This is a genomic window from Gammaproteobacteria bacterium (ex Lamellibrachia satsuma) (assembly GCA_019623805.1).
Classification (GTDB): Bacteria; Pseudomonadota; Gammaproteobacteria; order Chromatiales; family Chromatiaceae; genus QGON01.
In genome coordinates this window covers 1,242,535-1,262,000 of record CP053680.1, presented here as the reverse complement: position 1 = coordinate 1,262,000, position 19,466 = coordinate 1,242,535, and the positions used below count along the sequence as shown (strand labels likewise).

The window sequence follows — 19,466 nt, the reverse complement described above, 5'->3', positions numbered from 1 at the left end:
CTATTGATTAAAAGGGAGTGCAGTACAGGATTGCCATATGAGCGCGTTTATTTTTGGGGATGGGCAGCGTCCTCTTTACGGTGTGCACCACACACCAACCTCAGGGAAGCATCGCGATGCAGCGGTGCTGATCTGTCACAGTCTGGGACGCGAGTACATGCGCACTCACCGGGGCTTGGTGCGGCTCGCCGAACAGCTGGCGCGGGAGGGTTTTCATGTGCTGCGTTTCGACTACTTCGCCACCGGGGGCTCTTCCGGCGATGATGGGGAGGGCAGTCTGGAACAGTGGGTCGAGGATGTAAAGGTGGCGGCCCAGGAGTTGAAGGATCTGGCTGGCCTGGACAAGGTTTCGCTGGTTGGTGTGAGGGTAGGTGCCGCCTTAGCCACGTTAGCTGCAGTCGAGATGGCGGTTGAAGACCTTATTTTGTGGGATCCGGTGGTCAGTGGCGCCGCTTATGTTGATTTTCAGATCGGTTTCAGCCGTTCCTATTATGCTGACCTTGATCGATTTCCAGTCTCACGTTTGCAGGCGATCGATGCAGGGGCTGATGATCTGATTGGCTATCGATGGCCCCAGTCGCTGCGGGACTCACTGGGTAACTGTGATCTGATGCGGCTGAAAAGAGTCCGGGCTCGTCAAGCGGAACTGATCTCCAGTGATGAGCGGTTGGAGTATCGAGAGCTGCAGGCCCATTTAACCCGTATCGAAGTTCCAACAACCTATCATGCAGTTGAGGAGCAGACGGGTTGGGAAAGTCTGGACAAGCTTGGTGAAGCGATGATGATGCATGGTGTCTCGAAACGGATTCTAGCAAAGTTGGCGGCGCGATGAACATGAGAGAGCGTGTCTACCTTTTTGGCAGTGATGGCGGTCTTGTTGGGGTGAGTACGGAACCTTCCACCCTAGACGCCGACAGACCGGCGGTACTATTGCTAAACGCCGGACTCTTGCACCATGTGGGGCAGAATCGTTTGAGTGTTACTTTGGCCCGGGCTCTGGGTGAGTTGGGGTGGTTTACTTTCCGCTTCGATATTTCCGGTGTAGGTGACAGTGTTACCCGTAAGACCGCCAAGCCTATTCAGGAACGCAGTATCGATGAGATACGGGAAGCGATGGATTTTCTGCAGCAGCGAAGAGGTATCAACCGTTTCGTGCTTTACGGTCTTTGTACCGGGGCCGACAATGCATTCCGCGCGGCGGTGGCTGATGAACGGGTCTGTGGCGCGGTGCTGCTTGAAGGGTATGCCTACCCGACCCGACGCTACTATTTAAACCGCTATCTGCCCAAACTGATCTCCTCATCTTTCTGGCAAGGAAAGATTGCTCGAAGTCTTAAAACTGCTGGGCGGGCTGAGGATGAAGGTACTTATGGTGACGTCAGTTACCACTGGATTTTGCCGTCTAAGGAGCAGGTAGAGAAGGATTTAAAGACGCTGATCAGCAGGGATGTCTCTTTGATGATGGTCTTCGCGGGGAGTAACAGCCAATACAACTACCCCACGCAGTTTTGTGAATCCTTTCCAGGTCTGGAGTTCAGCGATCGCCTGCAGGTTGAATACTTTGCAAAAGGGGACCACAATTTTTCTCTAGGCAGTGACCGGGAGAATCTGGTCAACCTGATTGGTGCCTGGATTGAACAAAGTATTCGCTACTGAGCAGCATCGCTGCTCATCGGGTCAGATAACAACCCGTTATCAAGTGGCTGCCGGTGTTCAAGAAACTGCCGTGGAACTTGGCGTAGGCAGGAAAAGATATCCCGGCCTCCGGTTGGGAAGAAAAGGAGAAACAGCGTGTTGTAAGATCAATCGCCAACTCCACCTCTTGAAAGTCAAAGAATTGCTTCACTAGTGGGTAGTAGCATTTGTAGAGACTCTCTTTTGCGCTGAAGATCAGACGCTCTGGAATTTCCGGATTGGCCTGCATGAACCGGCGCTCTCTTTCAGTATGAATCAACTGCTCCACGTCGCGTTTGAGTGGGCTTAACGGTTCTACGTCGATACCGATTCCGACGATATCCCCCTGTAAAGCGCAGGCAGCCAGTGCGTAGCCGTCGCAGTGGCTGATGCTGCCCAGATAGCCCTGTGGCCATATTGGCTCCCGTCGCTCTCCCCGCAGCAAGGGTGTAACCTCCAGTCCCAGACACTTCAGTGCCTGGTGGGCACAGTGGCGACCGGCACGGAACTCTCTTCGCCGTTTATGCACCGACCCGGCGATCAGCGCCTCCTCCTTCTCTAAGACGGGTGTCTCCCACATCTCCGGTGTAGCGGTGATGGTCACAATGGCTCTGGGGAAGAGGCTGGCGGGGTTGGAGTGATGGGACATAGTATAACTTGATTAGAACTAATGTTCAGCCAGGCTCACGGATTGAGCCACCAGTGACCACATAATATCACCAAGATCAGCAAGAGGAGTCCGATCATGGCGATGAACCCGATTCAGTTTCAGGCCGGTATGAGTTTGAACGAGTTGTTTGAACATTATGGCGCCGAAGAACAATGCGAGGCGGCACTGGAAACTGCACGCTGGCCCCAAGGTTTTGTTTGCGCACATTGTGGTGGCACGACCCATAGCCGATTTCATGAAGGACAACACACATACTGGCAATGTAGCGCCTGCCGCCACCAGACGAGTTTGCGTTCGGGCACGATTTTCCATGGTTCGAAGTTGCCACTGCGCAAATGGTTTCAGGCGATGTTCCTGATCAGCCAGTCGAAGAACAACATATCTGCATTGGAGTTGAAGCGTCATATCGGTGTGTCCTATCCGAGCGCGTGGCGGGTCAAACACAAGATCATGCAGGTTATGGACGAACGCGAGGAAAGACGCACCTTGCAGGGTGATATCGTGGTGGTGGATGATGCCTATCTTGGCGGTGGACACCAAGGCAAGGCAGGACGGGGATCAGAGAACAAAGTTCCTTTCGTGGCGGCGGTTCAGTTGGATGAGGACGGTCACCCGCAGGTTGTTCGCTTTGATCCAGTGCCTGGATTCAAGCAGATCGATATCCAGAACTGGGCCGAACGGTATTTGGTCGCCTCAAGCCACGTACTCAGTGATGGGCTGAATTGTTTTACCGCTGTTGAGCAGGCTGGTATGACCCATCAGCGAGAGGTGGTTGGAACGCATAGGCGCAGTACCGATATGCCTTGCTTCGCATGGATCAATATCCTGCTGGGCAATCTGAAAACGGCGATTACGGGCACCTATCATGCGTTTGGATTTCGCAAATATGCTCATCGTTACTTGGCCGAATACCAATATCGATTCAATCGCAGATTCGATCTGAAAGCCATGCTACCCCGCCTGATTCGGGCCGCTGCTACGACAGTGCCGCGATCTGAGGCGTGGCTTCGGCTGGCTGAACATTAGTTCTAATCAAGTAGTATAATGCGACTCAGCACTCACTGGCTGTTCAAGACAATTGGTTCCAAGGGTAGAGTACACAGCCAATTTATTTGTATTCTGCTTTCTTGCTGTAAAGATCCGAATATACGTTCGGAAAGAGGTTATTGATGCCTTTACGCTGTTCGGAAAAAACGCCCGGAATCCTGAATAGGCGAAGCATCCTCATGATAAATTAATATTTTCTATCAACTTTTCTTTGACTTAATGTTCGGGTGGGCATCAAATTCTTCCATAATAAGCGCCTCTGTATGGTGTTCTCAGACGCCACCCAGCAGGCCGATCTCTTCGAAAAAACGGCCAGAGGGCCAGATTTCATATAAGAAGAGTAGTTTGGTCTTCAGCTTGGACGGGTGCCCGATAGACAGATCATAACCATCCCGTTCTTGCGCCCCCCATCGCCGTTTATGCTCGCTTCCGCCCCCGAGAAAGTCGTAACCGGAGAGACCTGCGTCGATGCACCGCTCAATCACTTCAGTACGCAACACATTGCCTGAGCCTTGTGCATAGTCGGGGTCAAAGCCCTCCTGCAGCTGCAGAAAGACACCGTCGTAGACGTAGCCGATCTGGATCGATTTGATCTCCCCGTGGTCAGTGAGTGCCATCAGCCACAGCCAGTCGTTCTTCAGGGCGATGCGGGAAAACTGACGATAGAATTCAGCCTCGTAGGGTTTGCGGCGGAAGGTGCCTTCCTGGCCCTCGAGCTGCCAGCGTCGGTAGTGTAATTCAAACAGGGTCTCGATGAATCGGGGAAGATCCTCTGGTTTTTCACAGAGCACCACCTCGACACCTTCTGTATTGAGTAATTTGCGGCGCTTGCGGCGCATCTGCTGTCGGTGCTTGGGGGAGAAACTCTCTTCATAAAGCTTCATCGAGACAGGGAGATCGAAGTAGCTGAAGATGGTGGTACGCGAGTGGTGCAACAGCCCTTTTTCTTTGCAGGCTGCCTTGATTCTCTCCATGGCCCCGGTCCAGCCCGCAATGCGGGGCATCCAGATGGTATCCCAATCCGACTTTGCAGCCAGGAGGGCATCTGCAATGGCAGACAGGACCGCCTTATCCATATTCGGATCAACGATCCAGTCAGCGTACTCAGAGCCGGTAGCGTAGTCCGCCATCATGCGCAGTGTGCGGAATCGGAGCACTTTTAGCAGACGCAGTTCCGAGACATAAAATGGCGCCGCTCCAACCAGTCGTCCATTTTCATCGCGCACGGTGACGACAAACGGCTTAGCGGCCTCTTGTGTGACCTCGCGCCAAGTCTGCAGCCACTCCCAGGTGAGGAATATCGTGTTGGAACATGACCGCTGTAAAAGAACGTTCCACTCCTTAGCAAGCGGGTCGAAGTCGGACCAGAGGGTGATTATTTTTGTTTCCAGAGATAAATCTTTGGCAGTCACGAAATTCACTTTAATATCTAGAGAGATAGGAAGTTGCCCATTGCGATGGGAGATAGAATCAGCCGCAAGGTCCATTGCTTGGCTTTGGTTCCATTTCATTGTTCTTTATCATCGCGCTTTTTAAGCAGGGGGCCATTCTCGCCACCCCCCAACCCTACTGTCAACTAGGAGGTATCATTTCTGAAAAAATCCTCTCTGCTTACAATCCAGCATGCTGGTATTAAGCCGCCATCGACAGAGTAATGGCCGGATCTCATTGCAAGTTTGAAACCCCCTCCTTGGCTAATTGACCCAGCTCAATAATATGTCGGTTATATTACGGTTTTATTACATTGCCTGATGCGGAAATGCACTAACAGGGGTAATATGTGCATGAAAAATAACTATTTCAAAAAGCGTGAGATAAATGCTCATGAGGCGGGTTGTTTTGGCTTCATGAGGAGCAAATATGGCGGAACAACTAAACACTGCAACATAGAGAGACGACCTGTCCGCACCATCCCTGCTCCTTGGACGATCTCCGCTTGGATACCAATCATCAGGCGTGTCTTAACACAATGAAGCTGAACAAGTATTAAAACTGCTTGTCGCATTACGCGGCAGCAGTGACGTCCAATGAAAAAAGGGGGGAGCCTTTTGAGATACGAAATTTTTGTCTGATTTTGAAGGATGAAGAAGATCCACTGATTGGGCTTCTGTGCGTCGCCTTTTGCTTGCGGCAAAGGGAAGGGTCGCCTGCATGGCGGTGACTGCCTTCACCTTGCACGCAGATGTTTGGGTTCACGCTACTGATTTATCGATGTTAAATACAAAGTAATACGGAGACATACATGCGGACTACCAACCCTATTGCTTCCCTGTTGGGAAGCAGCCCGTTCAAGCCTCTGCAGGCCCATATGCGCATCGTTAATGAGTGCGTTACTGAGGTTCCTGCCCTGTTTGATGCCCTGGTGGCGGGAGACAACACGGCACTTGTCGAGCAGAAAGACAAGATTTTTGCGAAAGAAGGCGAAGCAGACACCCTCAAGCACGATTTGAGGGCTCACTTGCCAAAAAGCCTGTTCATGCCGGTCGATCGCCGTGACCTGCTGGAGTTACTGGACCTGCAGGACACCATTGCCAATGTAGCACAGGATATCGCCGGCTTGATGACGGAGCGTGATATGTCGGTGCCGGAGGGCATGGCCGAGCCATTGGCCGCCTTTGTGCTGCGCTGTATCGATACCTGCAATCACGCCGCAACCATCATCGAAGAGCTGGATGAGCTGATCGAAAGCGGCTTCCGGGGGCGCGATGCCTCCAGGGTACAGGAGATGGTCGAAGCGCTCAGCAAGCTGGAAGATGAGACCGACGACATGGGAATTGCGCTCGCTCAAAGCCTGTTCGCGATGGAAGATGATCTTAAACCCGTCTCTGTCATGTTCTGGTACCAGATGCTGCAGTGGATTGGAGACCTGGCGGATTACGGTGAGAAGGTTGGTGACCGTATGCTTCTTTTGATTGCTCGCTGATTGCAACATCGCCTTCAGCTTAAGGTTGTAAGGCTGCTATCGATTTTTTGTTCTATACGCCCGGCGTGTGGGGGACTTGTTGCCTCCTGCCACGGGTATACTAAGGGGTCCAGCAATGGAAATTATCTCCGAATGGGGTTTTTTGTTTATCGGTATGGCCGTCGTCTTCGGTCTTTATATGAGTTGGGGCATTGGCGCCAATGATGTCGCCAATGCCATGGGTATGCCGGTAGGCTCCGGGGCCATCACGGTCAAACAGGCTATTATCATCGCCGCTATCTTCGAGTTTGCGGGGGCCTTCATCGCGGGTGGTACTGTGACCAAAACCATCCGCAAAGGCATCATCGATCCCAGCAGTATCAGTGGCTCGCCTGAACTGTTGGTGTACGGAATGTTGGCAGCGCTGCTTGCTGCAGGCATCTGGCTGATGATCGCCTCAACCAGGGGCTGGCCCGTCTCCACCACGCACTCCATTGTTGGCGCTATTGTCGGTTTTGCCGTGGCAGGCATCGGTGTGGATGCGGTTAACTGGGGTAAGATCGGCAGCATCGTCGCCAGCTGGCTCGTATCGCCTCTGATCGGCGGGGTTATCGCGTTATTGCTGATGCTCAGTATCCGAAAACTGATCCTCAACACCGAAAACCCCTTTGATAAGGCGAAGACCTGGGGGCCTGTCTATATCTTCCTGGTGGGCTGGATAGTCTCCCTGGTCACCATGTTCAAAGGGCTTAAGCACCTCAAACTTGAGTTTACTGCAGTAGAGAGCTTTGTGGCGGCTACGATTTTCGGCATTTTTGTTGCCATTATCGGCAAGGTACTGATCAACCGCATCCAGGTTGATGAAAGCGCAGACAAAGATTACCACTATGCCAGCGTGGAGAAGGCCTTCACCCCCATGATGATTTTTACCGCATGCGCCATGGCCTTCGCTCATGGCTCCAATGATGTGGCCAACGGCATCGGCCCCATGGCGGCAGTAGTCTCCGTTGTCCAGAACACTGGTGACATTGGTCAGAAGGCGGGTCTTCCTCTCTGGATTCTGGTGCTTGGCGGTGTTGGTATAGTGCTCGGCCTGGCTACCATGGGCTACAAGGTAATGCAGACTATCGGCACCAAGATAACCGAGTTGACGCCGACCCGTGGCTACTGCGCCACCTTGGCGGCGGCGACCACTGTGGTACTTGCCTCCAAAACCGGTCTGCCGGTTTCCACCACCCAGATTGCCGTTGGTGCGGTAATGGGTGTGGGCCTGGCGCGGGGTGTTGGAGCGATTGACCTTCGCGTGGTCGGTAATATTGTGCTGTCCTGGTTTATAACCCTGCCCGCAGGTGGCATCTTGGCAGCGGCCTTCTTCTTCCTGTTCAAGGGCATCTTCAGCTAAATAATACGCGGACGGCAGGGCTCCCTCTACGGAGCCCTGCTTTTTGCTATTATTCGGCAGGTAAATTCAGCCGGTATCCGGCCACTGCCACAGTATGACGATAACGATGCCGTTTGAAACTGCTCCGCTTGACGATGTACAGATCATAAAGGGCGTTACCTTCCCCGGGCATATCACTTTTCGACAGTTGTTGATCACCGGACCGCCCGGTGCAGGAAAGAGCAGCCTGATTCGTAAGCTCGGCGGCTGGTCGGAAGAGGGTTATATCGATCTGACGCTGAACAAGTGGTGGGCGGCGCAAAGTCTCTCCCTGCGCCCGCGCGAGATTCATCTTGGTTTTCCCTTCGTTGGCTTTGAGCCGTCACTGGCCCTCTTCGACAAAGAGTGGTTGGAAGCTGATGCCAGGCCGGTGATCGATCTTGAGCGGATAAGACTACCGCCGGAAAAACGCTTTTTTTTCTCCGTCAACTGGCGTTGGCGTTATGTGTTTGAGTTCCTGTTGCCTCCTGCACCCCTCTTGTTGGAGCGTCGGCTGGAGAGGAGCAAGCGGGGTACGCATCATGTGGATGTGGGCCTCGAACTGAAGACCATAGAATCGCAGATTCAGGTATACCGGCACGCAGCCCTCTATTTGCACCAGAGTGGTCTCAATGTCTATCTGAGAGAAGATACCGACGACGTTCCCCTGCAAATCATTTACCCTGAGCAATAATCGATGGCTACACAAAGTTCCAAGCAGCAAAAGGGATTGATGAAACGGCTTAAGGAGAGTTTTTCCGGGCTGGCGCAATGCAAAGAACTGGATCTCAAGAAGGCTTACCTCCTGGAAGACAAAAAGGTTCGCCTGCAGATGGAGAATTATCCGGTACAGCTCAATGTCGGCCCCGACGGAAAGACCCTGCATATCTATCCGGAACGGCCGATGAATCACTCGCAGAAGGGGTTTCAGACGGGACGCTATATCATGTTTGACCCCAAGAGCTATTACAAGGGAGTGTCCGGTTTTCTCCCAATCAATGAGGGTAAGAAAATTATCCTGGGAAAAGGCAATGCAGCGCAAAAGGACCTGCTCAACCTTCCGCAGAATATTGCGGAGCGCCATCTCAGCATCGTCAATGATAATGGCAGTTTGGTATTCAAGAATTTAGATGCGAAGCATCACGCATGTATTTCACCCCTGTTGAAGGATAAACAGCTCCACCGCATCAAGAAATGGAGGCTGGCCAAGCTAAAACGGCTCCGTTCCATTTTCGGTGGCCCTGTCAAAATGCTGCCTGCTGATGATGCACTGTCGATGATACGGCGTGTCAACAAGGTGATGGAGAAGGAGGCATACCGGGAAGAGGATGACAGTGGGCAACCTGGGGGTGTGGTGGAGCTCCCCTCTGGAACGACACCGATTCTTCTCGGGGATCTGCATACCAAGGCGGATAATCTGCTGGTAATTTTGAGTCAGAGTGGTTTTCTCAAGGAGCTGAAGAAAGGCAATGCCGCTTTGGTGATTCTGGGTGATGCTGTGCATTGTGAAGACGCCGGGAAACTTGAGCGGATGGAGAGCTCAATACTGATTATGGATCTGATCTTCAAATTGAAGCTGCGTTTTCCACGGCAGGTGTTCTATTTGCGGGGCAATCACGACAGTTTTTCTGAGGAGATCGGAAAGCAGGGTGTGCCGCAGGGGATGCTGTGGGAAAAGGCGTTGGTAAAGATCAGGGGCAAGGCGTACAGGAACGAGATGGCACGGTTCTATGAGCAGCTTCCCTATATCGCCTATTCAAAGAATTTCATCGCCTGCCATGCCGGGCCGCCTACCCGTTCCACCTCGCGTCAAGAATTGGTCAACATTCGCCAACATCCGAAATTGATCCGGGAAGTGACCCAAAATCGCATTCGGCGCCCCAACTCCCCCTCCGGGTATTTTAGAAGGGAAGTGAAAAAATTCCGCAAATATTTCGATCTGGCTCCAGATACCCCGGTCATTGTCGGTCATACGCCGATGACCAGTGATGACACCCTTTGGGAAAATGTGGGTGACATCGATAATCACTATGTGATCTATGCCAGTAATGACCAATGGGTCGGTGTTATGGCACAGGTGGGTAGCCGGGTTTATCCGTTTCACTACCCCGTCGAGCATTTGATTCCGCTGATCAACGCGATCGAAAACTGAGACCTTCGAGGGTGTTTTTCGGCTGAGAGGATTAAAATCAGGCTATTGTTACAGTTTTATTACAGTTTGATGACATAGCCCAAAACAATTATACTTGGTTTCTATGGGGCCAATAAGTTCTTTTTGGATATAGCCCCTGCAAGCGCCAGCTAACGTTCTCAAATGGAGCGGGGATAGTGCAACTATCTTCTGACTTGCGCTGCTTGCCCACTTAGCAAAGAAGTCTGTTACGCAATGCATTCGAAGCGCCTCCAATGAGGAGGTGCACGGTGCCCTTTTTTTATTTTTTTGGGGAAATTGCCAGAATGATCCGGAAAATCGTCCTACCTACCATTCTGTTCATGCTTGCGTATGGATTCTGGATCAGCCCCAATTTCAAAGAGATTGCCGCCGGTGTCTCTATTTTCCTGTTCGGCATGCTTTTCCTTGAAGAGGGTTTCAAGGCGTTCACAGGCGGGCTGCTGGAACGCCTGCTTCGCAAAACCACTGACGGCACCTGGAAGGCAATCAGTTTTGGTGTCGTCAGCACCACGATCATGCAATCCAGTTCGCTGGTATCGGTCATCACCATCTCCTTCCTGGGTGCTGGACTGATCGGTCTGGCGGCTGGTATCGGTATCATCTTCGGCGCCAACCTGGGCACCACAACAGGTGCCTGGCTGATTGCCGGGTTTGGCCTAAAGGTAAAGATCTCCGCCTATGCAATGCCGATGCTGGTGTTCGGCATTATTTTGGTATTCCAGAAATCTAAGAATCTGAAAGGGTTCGGTTATATCCTGGCCGGACTCGGGTTCCTCTTCCTCGGTATCCATCATATGAAGGAGGGTTTCGAGGCCTTCCGTGACACCATTGATCTGACGGCATTTGCGGTGGCGGGTTACCCCGGTATCCTCCTGTTCACCCTTATCGGCGTCTTTGCCACGGTGGTGATGCAATCAAGCCACGCCACCCTGGTTATCATTATCACCGCGTTGGCAGCGCAACAGATCACCTACGAGAACGCCCTCGCGCTGGCGATCGGCGCCAATATCGGTACGACAATAACAGCGATCCTCGGTTCCATGAGTTCGAACGTGCAGGGCAAGCGTCTGGCTGGCGCCCATCTCATTTTCAATATGGTGACTGCGATCATTGCGATCATCTTCCTCTACCAGATTGCGGACGGGGTGGATTGGGTCAGTAGTGCCGTTGGTATTGCGGCGGATGACTACACCCTGAAACTTGCGGTGTTTCACTCAATTTTCAATATTATCGGGATTTTGGCAATGCTTCCGTTCATCAATACTCTGGTGAATTTCCTGATGCAGCGGATGCCTGAGAAGGTGCTCTCTGTGGCGGAGCCCAAGTATTTGAACGATTCGGTTATCGAGTTGCCTGACACTGCCATCGAAGCGGTGCGGAAAGAGACACTGCATCTCTATGATAATGCCTTTGCGATTCTTGCCCATGGACTCAGTCTGCATCGGCACGACATACTTTCGGACAAAGACCTGGATGACGTGGCTGCCGAATCCACCAAAGTCATGCCGATCGATATAGATGCCGAATACGAGCAGAACGTCAAAGGTCTCTACAGCGAAATAGTCAATTTCATCAGCCGCGCACAGTCAACCATGGAACCGGAGCAGGCGGACGAACTTTTTGCCCTGCGTGCCGCCGGACGTGATATTGTCGAGGCGATTAAAGATACCAAGCACATGCATAAGAACCTGTCCCAGTACATCGTCTCGGACAACGATCATATCCGTGCTGAATACAACAGGATCCGTAGCTACCTGGGTTCAGTGTTGCGCCGCTTGGGTGTGGTGCAACAGGAGGGGGACGACCCGACCAGTGTCCTCTCACTCGACATCATGAAGGTGGAGATGGAAGAGAACGATACGACGGTGAACGGTACGCTTGAATCCCTTATTCGCGAGGAGAGCATTACGCCGCATATGGCCACCTCCTTGATGAATGATGCTACCTACGCTTATGATGTGACCAAGAACCTGGTGCAGATGGGGGAGGTCCTTTTTGCCACGGGTATGCAGTCGATGAAAGACGCAGAACGTTTAATTGCCCTGGATGACGACGACATCGCTGAAGTACTGGAACGGGAAAATAACCCGCTGTAGTTGGAGGAATGCCATGAAGATACCAAAATTACTTAAAAGGGTTCAAGAGTACGTTGACGCTGATAAGTTAAAGCAGTGTAAGCGTAAGGACTGTATGAAAGAAGTTCTGCAGAAGCTCAAGAAGCAACAGCGCGCACTCAAGGATAAACTGGGTAAAGAGAAGAACGAGAAAGAGCGTAAACGCATTGAGAAAGCGTTGGATATCATCTACCTGCAACGAAAAAAGGGTTTGAAGGCGCTTAAAAAATTACAAAAATCATAGCTGTGGGTTGATTGCTACAGTGGTTGTGGAGGAGGACGCGGCGAGAGATTTACGATGAACCTGCGCTGTTTCGACTGCATCTGCGATTAGCGTATCTTTCATATTCAATCGGGTTACCAGCTACACATCAACGCAGTTGTAGCCAACAGTATTAAACCCGGCAATCTCCAAGAGAAGGCAAAGAATTATTTGCCGGGCATAAGCCCCTTTGGAACCTATCGGTATTTCCCAAAAAAATCTGGCCAAAAGGACGATTCAGTGACGAGGTCTTACTCTGATCTGAGCGCATGCCGACAAGTTGGATGCTTGCTTTCAGGTGTCGCCCGGCTACCCAAGCTTATCCATGAAACGGTGGCTACGGATTCCGAGCACCCGTGTCATTAGATCCTGTCACAGCCCAAGATTATTCCAGATTTTCAGCGTAGGTGTCGCCTGGTTCATGGTGTAGAAATGAAGACCCGGTGCACCGCCATCCAGCAGTCGCCTGCAGAGTTCAGTTACCACCTCAGCGCCGAATGCCCGGATGCCCTCCAGGTCGTCTCCCAAACTTTCCAGGCGTCTGCGTACCCAGCGGGGGATCTCCGCGCCGCAGGCATCTGAAAATCTCGCCAATTGGACGTAGTTGGTGATCGGCATGATGCCAGGCACGATTGGGATGTCTATACCCATGTCGCTGCACTCTTCCACGAAGCAGAAATAGGCGTCCGGGTTATAGAAATATTGGGTTATTGCGCCGTCCGCACCGGCTTCTACTTTGCGCTTGAAGTTTTTCAAATCGGCCTTTGCGCTGTTCGCCTGTGGGTGAAACTCAGGATAGGCAGCCACTTCGATGTAGAAATGATCGCCATACCTCTCTTTGATCATTTCAACCAGTTCATTGGCATAGTTGAGTTCGCCCAGGCTGCCGAGTCCGGCTCCTGAGGGCAGGTCTCCCCGGAGCGCCACAAGCCGCTGAATCTTCTGCTCATGGTAGCGATCGAGTATCTGCAAAATCTCTTCACGGCTGGAGCCGATGCAGGAGAGATGGGGCGCGGTTTCGATCTGCTGTTCTCGCAGCCAGTCGACACTGGCAAAGGTGCGATCCTGGGTCGAGCCGCCGGCGCCGTAGGTGACCGAAAAGAACTCGGGATTCAGTGCATTGAGCTGGTTGACGGCAGTCTTCAGATTTTCGAATCCCTTCTCCGTTTTGGGGGGGAAGAGCTCGAAACTGAAGGATCGATTCGTTGTCATTGGAATGTCCTTGGCTTTATACGAATTACCGAAATACTTTGTAGGGTGCGCAGTGCGCAGCAAACGGCATTGTTTTTCCGTTCACATCCGCAATGGTGCGCGAGGCGCACCCTACATGGCAAAACCCACTGTAGGGTGCGCTGTGCGCACCAGACGGTGTTGTTTTTCCGTTTGCGTCCACAATTGTACGCGAGGCGCACTCTACATAGGATAACCTGACAAAGCAGAATTAATAGCGATAGTGATCAGCTTTGTAGGGTCCATCCACCGGTACGCCGATGTAATCGGCCTGTTCCTGTGACAGGGTGGTCAACCTGACCCCGATCTTTTCAAGATGCAGTCGGGCAACCTCTTCATCCAGTCTCTTCGGCAGAATGTAGACACCCACCGGGTAGTCCTCAGTCTTGGTGAAAAACTCGATCTGTGCCAGCACCTGGTTGGTAAAGGAGTTGGACATAACGAAACTCGGGTGGCCAGTGGCGCAGCCCAGGTTAACCAGGCGGCCCTCGGCCAGCAGTGTGATGCGGTGGCCATCGGGGAAGATGATCTGGTCGACCTGGGGTTTCACATTCACCCACTCATGCTGCTTGAGCTTCTCCACCTGGATCTCGTTGTCGAAGTGCCCAATGTTGCAGACGATGGCCTGATCTTTCATGCCGGCCATGTGCTCGTAGGTGATGATGTCCTTGTTGCCGGTGGTGGTGACATAGATGTCAGCAACCGGCAGTGCATCTTCGATGGTAACGACGCGATAGCCTTCCATCGCTGCCTGTAGGGCACAGATCGGGTCTATTTCGGTGATCCAGACATTGGCACCCAAACCACGCAGGGACTGGGCAGAACCCTTGCCGACATCTCCGTATCCGCAGACCAGGGCGACCTTGCCTGCCACCATCACGTCGGTGGCGCGCTTGATACCGTCCACCAGGGATTCGCGGCAGCCGTAAAGGTTGTCAAACTTGGACTTGGTAACCGAATCGTTGACGTTCATAGCGGGGAAGAGCAGCTTGCCCTCATTGAACATCTCGTAGAGGCGATGAACACCAGTGGTGGTCTCTTCGGTAACGCCTTTGATGGAATCGGCCATCCTGTGATAGCGCTTGTTGTCTTCCGCCAAACTGCGTTTGAGTACACCGAGGATGATCTGCCACTCCTCCGGGTCGTCATCTTTTGGCTCCGGTACGGCACCCGCGTCGCTGTATTCAACGCCTTTGTGAACCAGCAGGGTGGCGTCGCCGCCATCGTCCAGGATCATGTTGGGCTGCTGGTCGCCGGGCCAGTTGATTACCTGCTCGGTGCACCACCAGTACTCCTCCAGGGTTTCGCCTTTCCAGGCGTAGACCGGGATGCCGCCTGCGGCGATGGCGGCGGCGGCATGGTCCTGGGTGGAGAAGATGTTGCAGGAGCACCAGCGAACCTGAGCGCCCAGGGCGACCAGGGTTTCGATCAGCACGGCGGTCTGGATGGTCATGTGCAGGGAGCCGGTGATGCGTGCGCCGGCAAGGGGTTTCTCCTCGCCATACTTTTCGCGCAGGGCCATCAGGCCAGGCATCTCAGTTTCAGCGATAGCCATCTCCTTGCGACCAAAGTCGGCAAGAGAGATGTCGGCTACCTTGTAGTCAGTAAATTCGGCGTTCATTTATCAATCTCCGAGAGACAAATGAGCGCCGTTTTTTGAGTTGCCCTCTTCCCGAGCCTGACGGAAGTGTTTCCGCTGCAGCGCCCCTCGGGGAGTGGGGGAATAAAAATGCTTGGTTTTACAGTCCTGCGTCGGCCTTGAGTGCATCTGCCTTATCGGTCTTTTCCCAAGTGAAGCCTTCGTCTTCACGGCCGAAATGACCGTAGGCTGCAGTCTTGCGGTATTTGATCTGCTCGCTATTCAGCAGGTCGAGCATATTGAGGATGCCGTAGGGTCGCAGGTCGAAATGTGTGCGCACCAGTTCGGTGATGCGTTCGTCAGTGATCTTTCCTGTGCCGAAGGTGTCGATCATGATCGAGGTGGGTTCAGCTACGCCGATGGCATAGGAAACCTGGATTTCGCAACGATCCGCCAGTCCGGCGGCAACAATGTTTTTGGCGACATAACGACCGGCATAGGCGGCAGAGCGATCCACCTTTGAGGGATCCTTGCCGGAAAAGGCGCCGCCACCGTGACGGGCGGAACCGCCGTAAGTGTCGACGATGATCTTGCGACCGGTCAGTCCGGCGTCGCCCATGGGGCCGCCGATGACAAACTTGCCGGTGGGGTTGATGTGAATTTTGGTGTCCGGGGTGATCAGTCCGGTTGGGTCAAGTATTGGTTTGATGATGGTGTCCATCACCGCGTCGCGCAACGCCTGTTCACTCAGGGTATCCGCGTGCTGGGTGGAGAGCACCACCGCATCGATGCTGATCGGTTTGCCGTCTTTATAATGGAAGCTGACCTGGCTCTTGGCATCGGGGCGCAGCCAGGCGAGTTCACCCTGCTTTCTGACTTCCGCCTGCCGTTGTACCAGACGGTGGGCGTAGGTGATGGGGGCGGGCATCAATACGTCGGTTTCGTTGGTGGCGTAGCCGAACATCAGGCCCTGGTCGCCGGCGCCCTGCTCTTCGGGGTTGCTGCGGTCGACACCCTGGTTGATGTCGGGAGACTGAATGCCGATGGCGGTCATCACGGCACAAGTATCGGCGTCGAATCCCATCTCGGAGCTGGTGTAGCCGATCTCGCGGATGGTTTGGCGCATTACGGCTTCGTAATCAGGCTTGGCATGAGTGGTGATTTCACCGGCGATCATTACCATGCCGGTCTTGAACAGGGTCTCGCAGGCCACACGGGCATGTTTGTCCTCGGCCAGAATGGCATCAAGGATTGCATCCGAAACCTGATCCGACATCTTGTCCGGATGTCCCTCGGATACCGATTCCGATGTGAATATGTATTCGCTCGCCATTGTAATGAGTTCCTTCCGTAATCCCTTATAGATTAAGGGTGTTGAAGATGCGTTTATACCGGCATGATTTTCTCTATGAAATCGATGCCGTCAAAAAGTGATCGGCGATTTTACACCCAGCTGGGGTTTTTGCATAATGCCGACCCTGATTTCAGTTCAAAGTTTTGAGGGTTTCAATAGTGGTTTCACTACAAACGCCGGTATGTGATTTCGGCAGGTCTGCACCAAACTTTAATCTGCAGGGGGTCGACGGTAAAACCTGGACACTCGACGCCTGCAAAGGGGAGAAGGGTCTGCTGGTGATGTTCATCTGCAATCACTGTCCCTATGTAAAATCGATCAGGGATCGCATTGTGCGGGATGAGCGAGAGCTGAAGGCCCTGGGCATCAATTGCGTGGCTATCATGTCCAATGACCCGGCGGAGTACGAGGAAGACTCCTTCGAAAACATGCAGCAGGTTGCCGAGGCGTTCGATTTTCCCTTCCCCTACCTCTGGGATGAGAGTCAGGAGATTGCCAAGTCCTATGGTGCGGTATGTACGCCGGATTTCTTCGGCTACAACGCAGATCTGCAGCTGCAGTATCGGGGGCGTCTTGATGAAAGCCGGAAAGATGCTGCGTCGGAGGATGTGCGGCGTGACCTTTTCGAGGCGATGAAGCTGGTGTCCGAAACCGGCGCCGGCCCCGCAGATCAGATCCCGAGCATGGGTTGTTCAATAAAATGGCTCGAATCCTGATCTGGTTGGGATGGTAATAATATCAGGATATTCAAATTTTCCCATCAAGCCAGCTTATTACCCCTATAAAGGCAGCTAAATTGCCGACGGCTTTAGCTTAGGGGAGAATAGCTCACCTTTTGCCCTGCGGTGGGGTGCCCGGAACCTCTTTTTTTGAAGTTTCCGGCATACACCGACGTGAACAACAGTGGCTGGTGACAGTGTTCCTGGCCGGGTGGCTGACTATCAGGCTTGTAGCCTTTGCTGGTCGCCAAGTGGAAACAGACGAGATTTCGTACATTCAAAATAGGAGAGGGGTCAATGTCCTCACGCAGAGAACTTGCCAACGCTATCCGTGCCCTGAGCATGGATGCAGTGCAGAAAGCCAATTCAGGTCACCCAGGCGCGCCCATGGGTATGGCCGACATCGCTGAAGCCCTGTGGAACAGCCACATGAAGCACAATCCGGCTAATCCAGACTGGGCGGATCGTGACCGTTTCATCCTCTCCAACGGCCACGGCTCCATGCTGATCTACTCCCTGCTGCATCTGACCGGTTACGACCTCAGCATGGATGATCTGAAGAGCTTCCGTCAGCTGCATGCCAGAACTCCGGGTCATCCCGAGTATGGTTATGCTCCCGGCGTCGAGACCACCACTGGTCCCCTGGGTCAGGGCATCACCAACGGCGTGGGCATGGCCCTGGCCGAGAAGACCCTGGCAGCCCAGTTCAATCGAGACGGCCACGATATCGTCGACCACAACACCTACGTCTTCATGGGTGACGGCTGCATGATGGAAGGTATCTCCCACGAAGCCTGCTCCCTGGCCGGTACTCTGGGCCTGGGCAAGTTGGTCGCCTTCTGGGACGACAACGGCATCACTATTGACGGTCACGTCGAGGGTTGGTTCACCGATGATACCCCCAAGCGTTTCGAATCTTACGGCTGGCACGTCATTCCCGGCGTCGACGGTCACGATGCAGACGCGCTGAATGCGGCAATCGAAGCGGCCAAGGCGGTATCTGACAAGCCGACCCTGATCTGCTGCAAGACAACCATTGGTTTCGGTAGCCCGAATCTGGCTGGTACCCACGACTGCCACGGTGCACCACTGGGTGATGATGAGATCAAGCTGACCCGCGAGCAGTTGGGCTGGAGTCACGGTCCGTTCGAGATTCCTGAAGACATTTATGCCGGTTGGGATGCGAAGAATGCCGGTGCTGCCGCCGAGTCTGCATGGAATGACAAGTTTACCGCTTATGAATCCGCGCATCCTGAATTGGCTGCCGAGTTCAAGCGCCGCATGGCTGGCGATCTGCCCGCAAATTGGGAAAAGGAAGCCAATAAGTTCATCTCCGAGGTCAACGCCAAGGCCGAGTCTCCTGCTACCCGCAAGGCTTCCCAGAACGCTCTCAACGGTTACGGTCCGCTGCTGCCCGAATTTCTGGGCGGTTCCGCTGATCTGACCCCTTCCAACCTGACCTCCTGGTCCGGCTGCAAGGCAATCACTGAAGGTCACGCCGACGGCAACTACATCTCTTACGGTGTACGTGAGTTCGGCATGTCCGCCATCATGAACGGTGTCACACTGCATGGCGGTTTCGTACCCTACGGTGCGACCTTCCTGATGTTCTCTGAGTACGCACGTAACGCACTGCGTATGGCTGCACTGATGAAGATTCAGTCGATCTTCGTCTATACCCATGACTCTATCGGTCTGGGTGAGGACGGTCCTACCCATCAGCCGGTCGAGCAGATCCCGACACTGCGTATGATCCCTAACATGTCTACTTGGCGTCCTGCTGATGCGGTTGAGACCGCAGTGGCTTGGAAGTGTGCAGTAGAGAAGCAGGATGGACCTTCCTGTCTGATCTTCTCCCGCCAGGGTCTGCAGCATCAGGATCGTACCGGTGCACAGATTGCCGACATAGCCAAGGGTGGTTATGTGTTGGTCGACTGCGACGGTACCCCTGAGGCAATTATCATAGCCACCGGTTCCGAAGTGGATCTGGCCGTCAAAGCCGCTGCCGAGTCCGGCAAGAAGGTACGCGTGGTCTCCATGCCCTGCACCAACGCCTTCGACGCCCAGGATGCTGCTTACAAAGAGTCCGTGCTTCCTGCAGCCTGCACCGCACGCGTGGCTGTTGAGGCCGCTGTTACCGATAGTTGGTACAAATACGTCGGTTTGAACGGCAAGGTGATCGGTGTCGATCGTTTTGGCGAGTCCGCGCCTGCGGGCCAGCTGTTCGAAGAGTTTGGCTTCACCGTGGCAAACGTTGTCGCCGCTATCGACGAAGTATCTGCCTGATTCTGTAATCACAGGGCGTCCGATGGCGCCCTGTTG

The 19,466-nt window shown here is 53.4% G+C and carries 16 protein-coding genes and 1 riboswitch; of the genes, 11 read left to right on the top strand and 5 right to left on the bottom strand.

The annotated features are described in order from the left end of the window. The first annotated feature begins 37 nt into the window (after positions 1–37). On the top strand, positions 38–832 hold the full coding sequence (locus HPY30_05305) for an alpha/beta fold hydrolase (GenBank protein QYZ65453.1): 795 nt from the start codon (positions 38–40) through the stop codon (positions 830–832). Beyond that, entirely contained in the window at positions 829–1,656 is an 828-nt protein-coding gene (locus tag HPY30_05300; GenBank protein ID QYZ65452.1) for a hypothetical protein, read from the top strand. The genes HPY30_05305 and HPY30_05300 overlap by 4 nt, the downstream gene beginning before the upstream one ends. 13 nt (positions 1,657–1,669) lie before the next feature. Here the strand turns inward: HPY30_05300 and HPY30_05295 are convergent, their stop codons facing one another. Beyond that, positions 1,670–2,323, bottom strand: coding sequence for a 4'-phosphopantetheinyl transferase superfamily protein (locus tag HPY30_05295; GenBank protein ID QYZ65451.1), 654 nt, complete (start codon positions 2,321–2,323; stop codon positions 1,670–1,672). Between the two features lie 96 nt (positions 2,324–2,419). Here HPY30_05295 and HPY30_05290 point away from each other — a divergent pair, with 96 nt between their 5' ends. After that, positions 2,420–3,370: an IS1595 family transposase gene (locus HPY30_05290; GenBank protein ID QYZ65450.1), complete on the top strand. Its 951-nt coding sequence runs from the start codon at positions 2,420–2,422 to the stop codon at positions 3,368–3,370. Positions 3,371–3,663: 293 nt separating this feature from the next. Here HPY30_05290 and HPY30_05285 read toward each other — a convergent pair whose 3' ends face one another. Next, positions 3,664–4,617 (bottom strand): GNAT family N-acetyltransferase, encoded by a 954-nt coding sequence (locus HPY30_05285; protein QYZ67916.1) that lies wholly within the window; start codon positions 4,615–4,617, stop codon positions 3,664–3,666. A 1,016-nt stretch (positions 4,618–5,633) separates the two neighbouring features. Between HPY30_05285 and HPY30_05280 the strand changes: the two genes are divergently transcribed. From HPY30_05280 to HPY30_05255, 6 genes are all read left to right on the top strand, one after another. Then, complete coding sequence (locus tag HPY30_05280) at positions 5,634–6,314, top strand: TIGR00153 family protein (GenBank protein QYZ65449.1); 681 nt, start codon at positions 5,634–5,636, stop codon at positions 6,312–6,314. Positions 6,315–6,429: 115 nt separating this feature from the next. Further along, complete coding sequence (locus tag HPY30_05275) at positions 6,430–7,695, top strand: inorganic phosphate transporter (protein ID QYZ65448.1); 1,266 nt, start codon at positions 6,430–6,432, stop codon at positions 7,693–7,695. A 94-nt stretch (positions 7,696–7,789) separates the two neighbouring features. After that, a complete protein-coding gene (locus HPY30_05270; GenBank protein QYZ65447.1) occupies positions 7,790–8,407 on the top strand; it encodes a serine/threonine protein phosphatase in 618 nt (205 codons plus the stop codon). 3 nt (positions 8,408–8,410) lie between these two features. Next, a complete protein-coding gene (locus HPY30_05265; protein QYZ65446.1) occupies positions 8,411–9,865 on the top strand; it encodes a metallophosphoesterase in 1,455 nt (484 codons plus the stop codon). 305 nt (positions 9,866–10,170) lie between these two features. Next, positions 10,171–11,982: a Na/Pi cotransporter family protein gene (locus tag HPY30_05260; GenBank protein ID QYZ65445.1), complete on the top strand. Its 1,812-nt coding sequence runs from the start codon at positions 10,171–10,173 to the stop codon at positions 11,980–11,982. A 94-nt stretch (positions 11,983–12,076) separates the two neighbouring features. Then, positions 12,077–12,244, top strand: a complete 168-nt coding sequence (locus tag HPY30_05255) for a hypothetical protein (GenBank protein ID QYZ65444.1) — start codon at positions 12,077–12,079, stop codon at positions 12,242–12,244. A 390-nt stretch (positions 12,245–12,634) separates the two neighbouring features. Here HPY30_05255 and metF read toward each other — a convergent pair whose 3' ends face one another. The 3 genes from metF to HPY30_05240 all read right to left on the bottom strand — a co-directional run bounded on the left by metF (position 12,635) and on the right by HPY30_05240 (position 16,404). Then, positions 12,635–13,474: a methylenetetrahydrofolate reductase [NAD(P)H] gene (gene metF / locus HPY30_05250; protein ID QYZ65443.1), complete on the bottom strand. Its 840-nt coding sequence runs from the start codon at positions 13,472–13,474 to the stop codon at positions 12,635–12,637. A 229-nt stretch (positions 13,475–13,703) separates the two neighbouring features. Further along, positions 13,704–15,113 carry an adenosylhomocysteinase gene (locus tag HPY30_05245; GenBank protein ID QYZ65442.1) on the bottom strand — a complete coding sequence of 470 codons (1,410 nt, stop codon included), beginning with the start codon at positions 15,111–15,113 and terminating at the stop codon, positions 13,704–13,706. A gap of 16 nt (positions 15,114–15,129) precedes the next feature. Next, positions 15,130–15,208: riboswitch (S-adenosyl-L-homocysteine riboswitch) on the bottom strand. A gap of 23 nt (positions 15,209–15,231) precedes the next feature. Next, a complete protein-coding gene (locus HPY30_05240; protein ID QYZ65441.1) occupies positions 15,232–16,404 on the bottom strand; it encodes a methionine adenosyltransferase in 1,173 nt (390 codons plus the stop codon). A 179-nt stretch (positions 16,405–16,583) separates the two neighbouring features. Between HPY30_05240 and HPY30_05235 the strand changes: the two genes are divergently transcribed. Both HPY30_05235 and tkt read left to right on the top strand, forming a co-directional pair. After that, positions 16,584–17,141, top strand: coding sequence for a thioredoxin family protein (locus HPY30_05235; GenBank protein QYZ65440.1), 558 nt, complete (start codon positions 16,584–16,586; stop codon positions 17,139–17,141). Between the two features lie 300 nt (positions 17,142–17,441). Then, positions 17,442–19,430: a transketolase gene (gene tkt / locus HPY30_05230; GenBank protein QYZ65439.1), complete on the top strand. Its 1,989-nt coding sequence runs from the start codon at positions 17,442–17,444 to the stop codon at positions 19,428–19,430. The last annotated feature ends 36 nt before the right edge of the window (positions 19,431–19,466 follow it).

What these genes read in the sequence shown, in the direction of transcription:
- HPY30_05280 (QYZ65449.1), top strand. Translation starts at nt 5,634, where the DNA reads ATGCGGACTACCAACCCTATTGCTTCCCTGTTGGGAAGCAGCCCGTTC.
- HPY30_05265 (QYZ65446.1), top strand. Translation starts at nt 8,411, where the DNA reads ATGGCTACACAAAGTTCCAAGCAGCAAAAGGGATTGATGAAACGGCTT.
- HPY30_05260 (QYZ65445.1), top strand. Translation starts at nt 10,171, where the DNA reads ATGATCCGGAAAATCGTCCTACCTACCATTCTGTTCATGCTTGCGTAT.
- HPY30_05300 (QYZ65452.1), top strand. Translation starts at nt 829, where the DNA reads ATGAACATGAGAGAGCGTGTCTACCTTTTTGGCAGTGATGGCGGTCTT.
- HPY30_05290 (QYZ65450.1), top strand. Translation starts at nt 2,420, where the DNA reads ATGGCGATGAACCCGATTCAGTTTCAGGCCGGTATGAGTTTGAACGAG.
- HPY30_05275 (QYZ65448.1), top strand. Translation starts at nt 6,430, where the DNA reads ATGGAAATTATCTCCGAATGGGGTTTTTTGTTTATCGGTATGGCCGTC.
- metF (QYZ65443.1), bottom strand. Translation starts at nt 13,474, where the DNA reads ATGACAACGAATCGATCCTTCAGTTTCGAGCTCTTCCCCCCCAAAACG.
- HPY30_05305 (QYZ65453.1), top strand. Translation starts at nt 38, where the DNA reads ATGAGCGCGTTTATTTTTGGGGATGGGCAGCGTCCTCTTTACGGTGTG.
- HPY30_05270 (QYZ65447.1), top strand. Translation starts at nt 7,790, where the DNA reads ATGACGATAACGATGCCGTTTGAAACTGCTCCGCTTGACGATGTACAG.
- tkt (QYZ65439.1), top strand. Translation starts at nt 17,442, where the DNA reads ATGTCCTCACGCAGAGAACTTGCCAACGCTATCCGTGCCCTGAGCATG.
- HPY30_05240 (QYZ65441.1), bottom strand. Translation starts at nt 16,404, where the DNA reads ATGGCGAGCGAATACATATTCACATCGGAATCGGTATCCGAGGGACAT.
- HPY30_05295 (QYZ65451.1), bottom strand. Translation starts at nt 2,323, where the DNA reads ATGTCCCATCACTCCAACCCCGCCAGCCTCTTCCCCAGAGCCATTGTG.
- HPY30_05255 (QYZ65444.1), top strand. Translation starts at nt 12,077, where the DNA reads ATGAAAGAAGTTCTGCAGAAGCTCAAGAAGCAACAGCGCGCACTCAAG.
- HPY30_05245 (QYZ65442.1), bottom strand. Translation starts at nt 15,113, where the DNA reads ATGAACGCCGAATTTACTGACTACAAGGTAGCCGACATCTCTCTTGCC.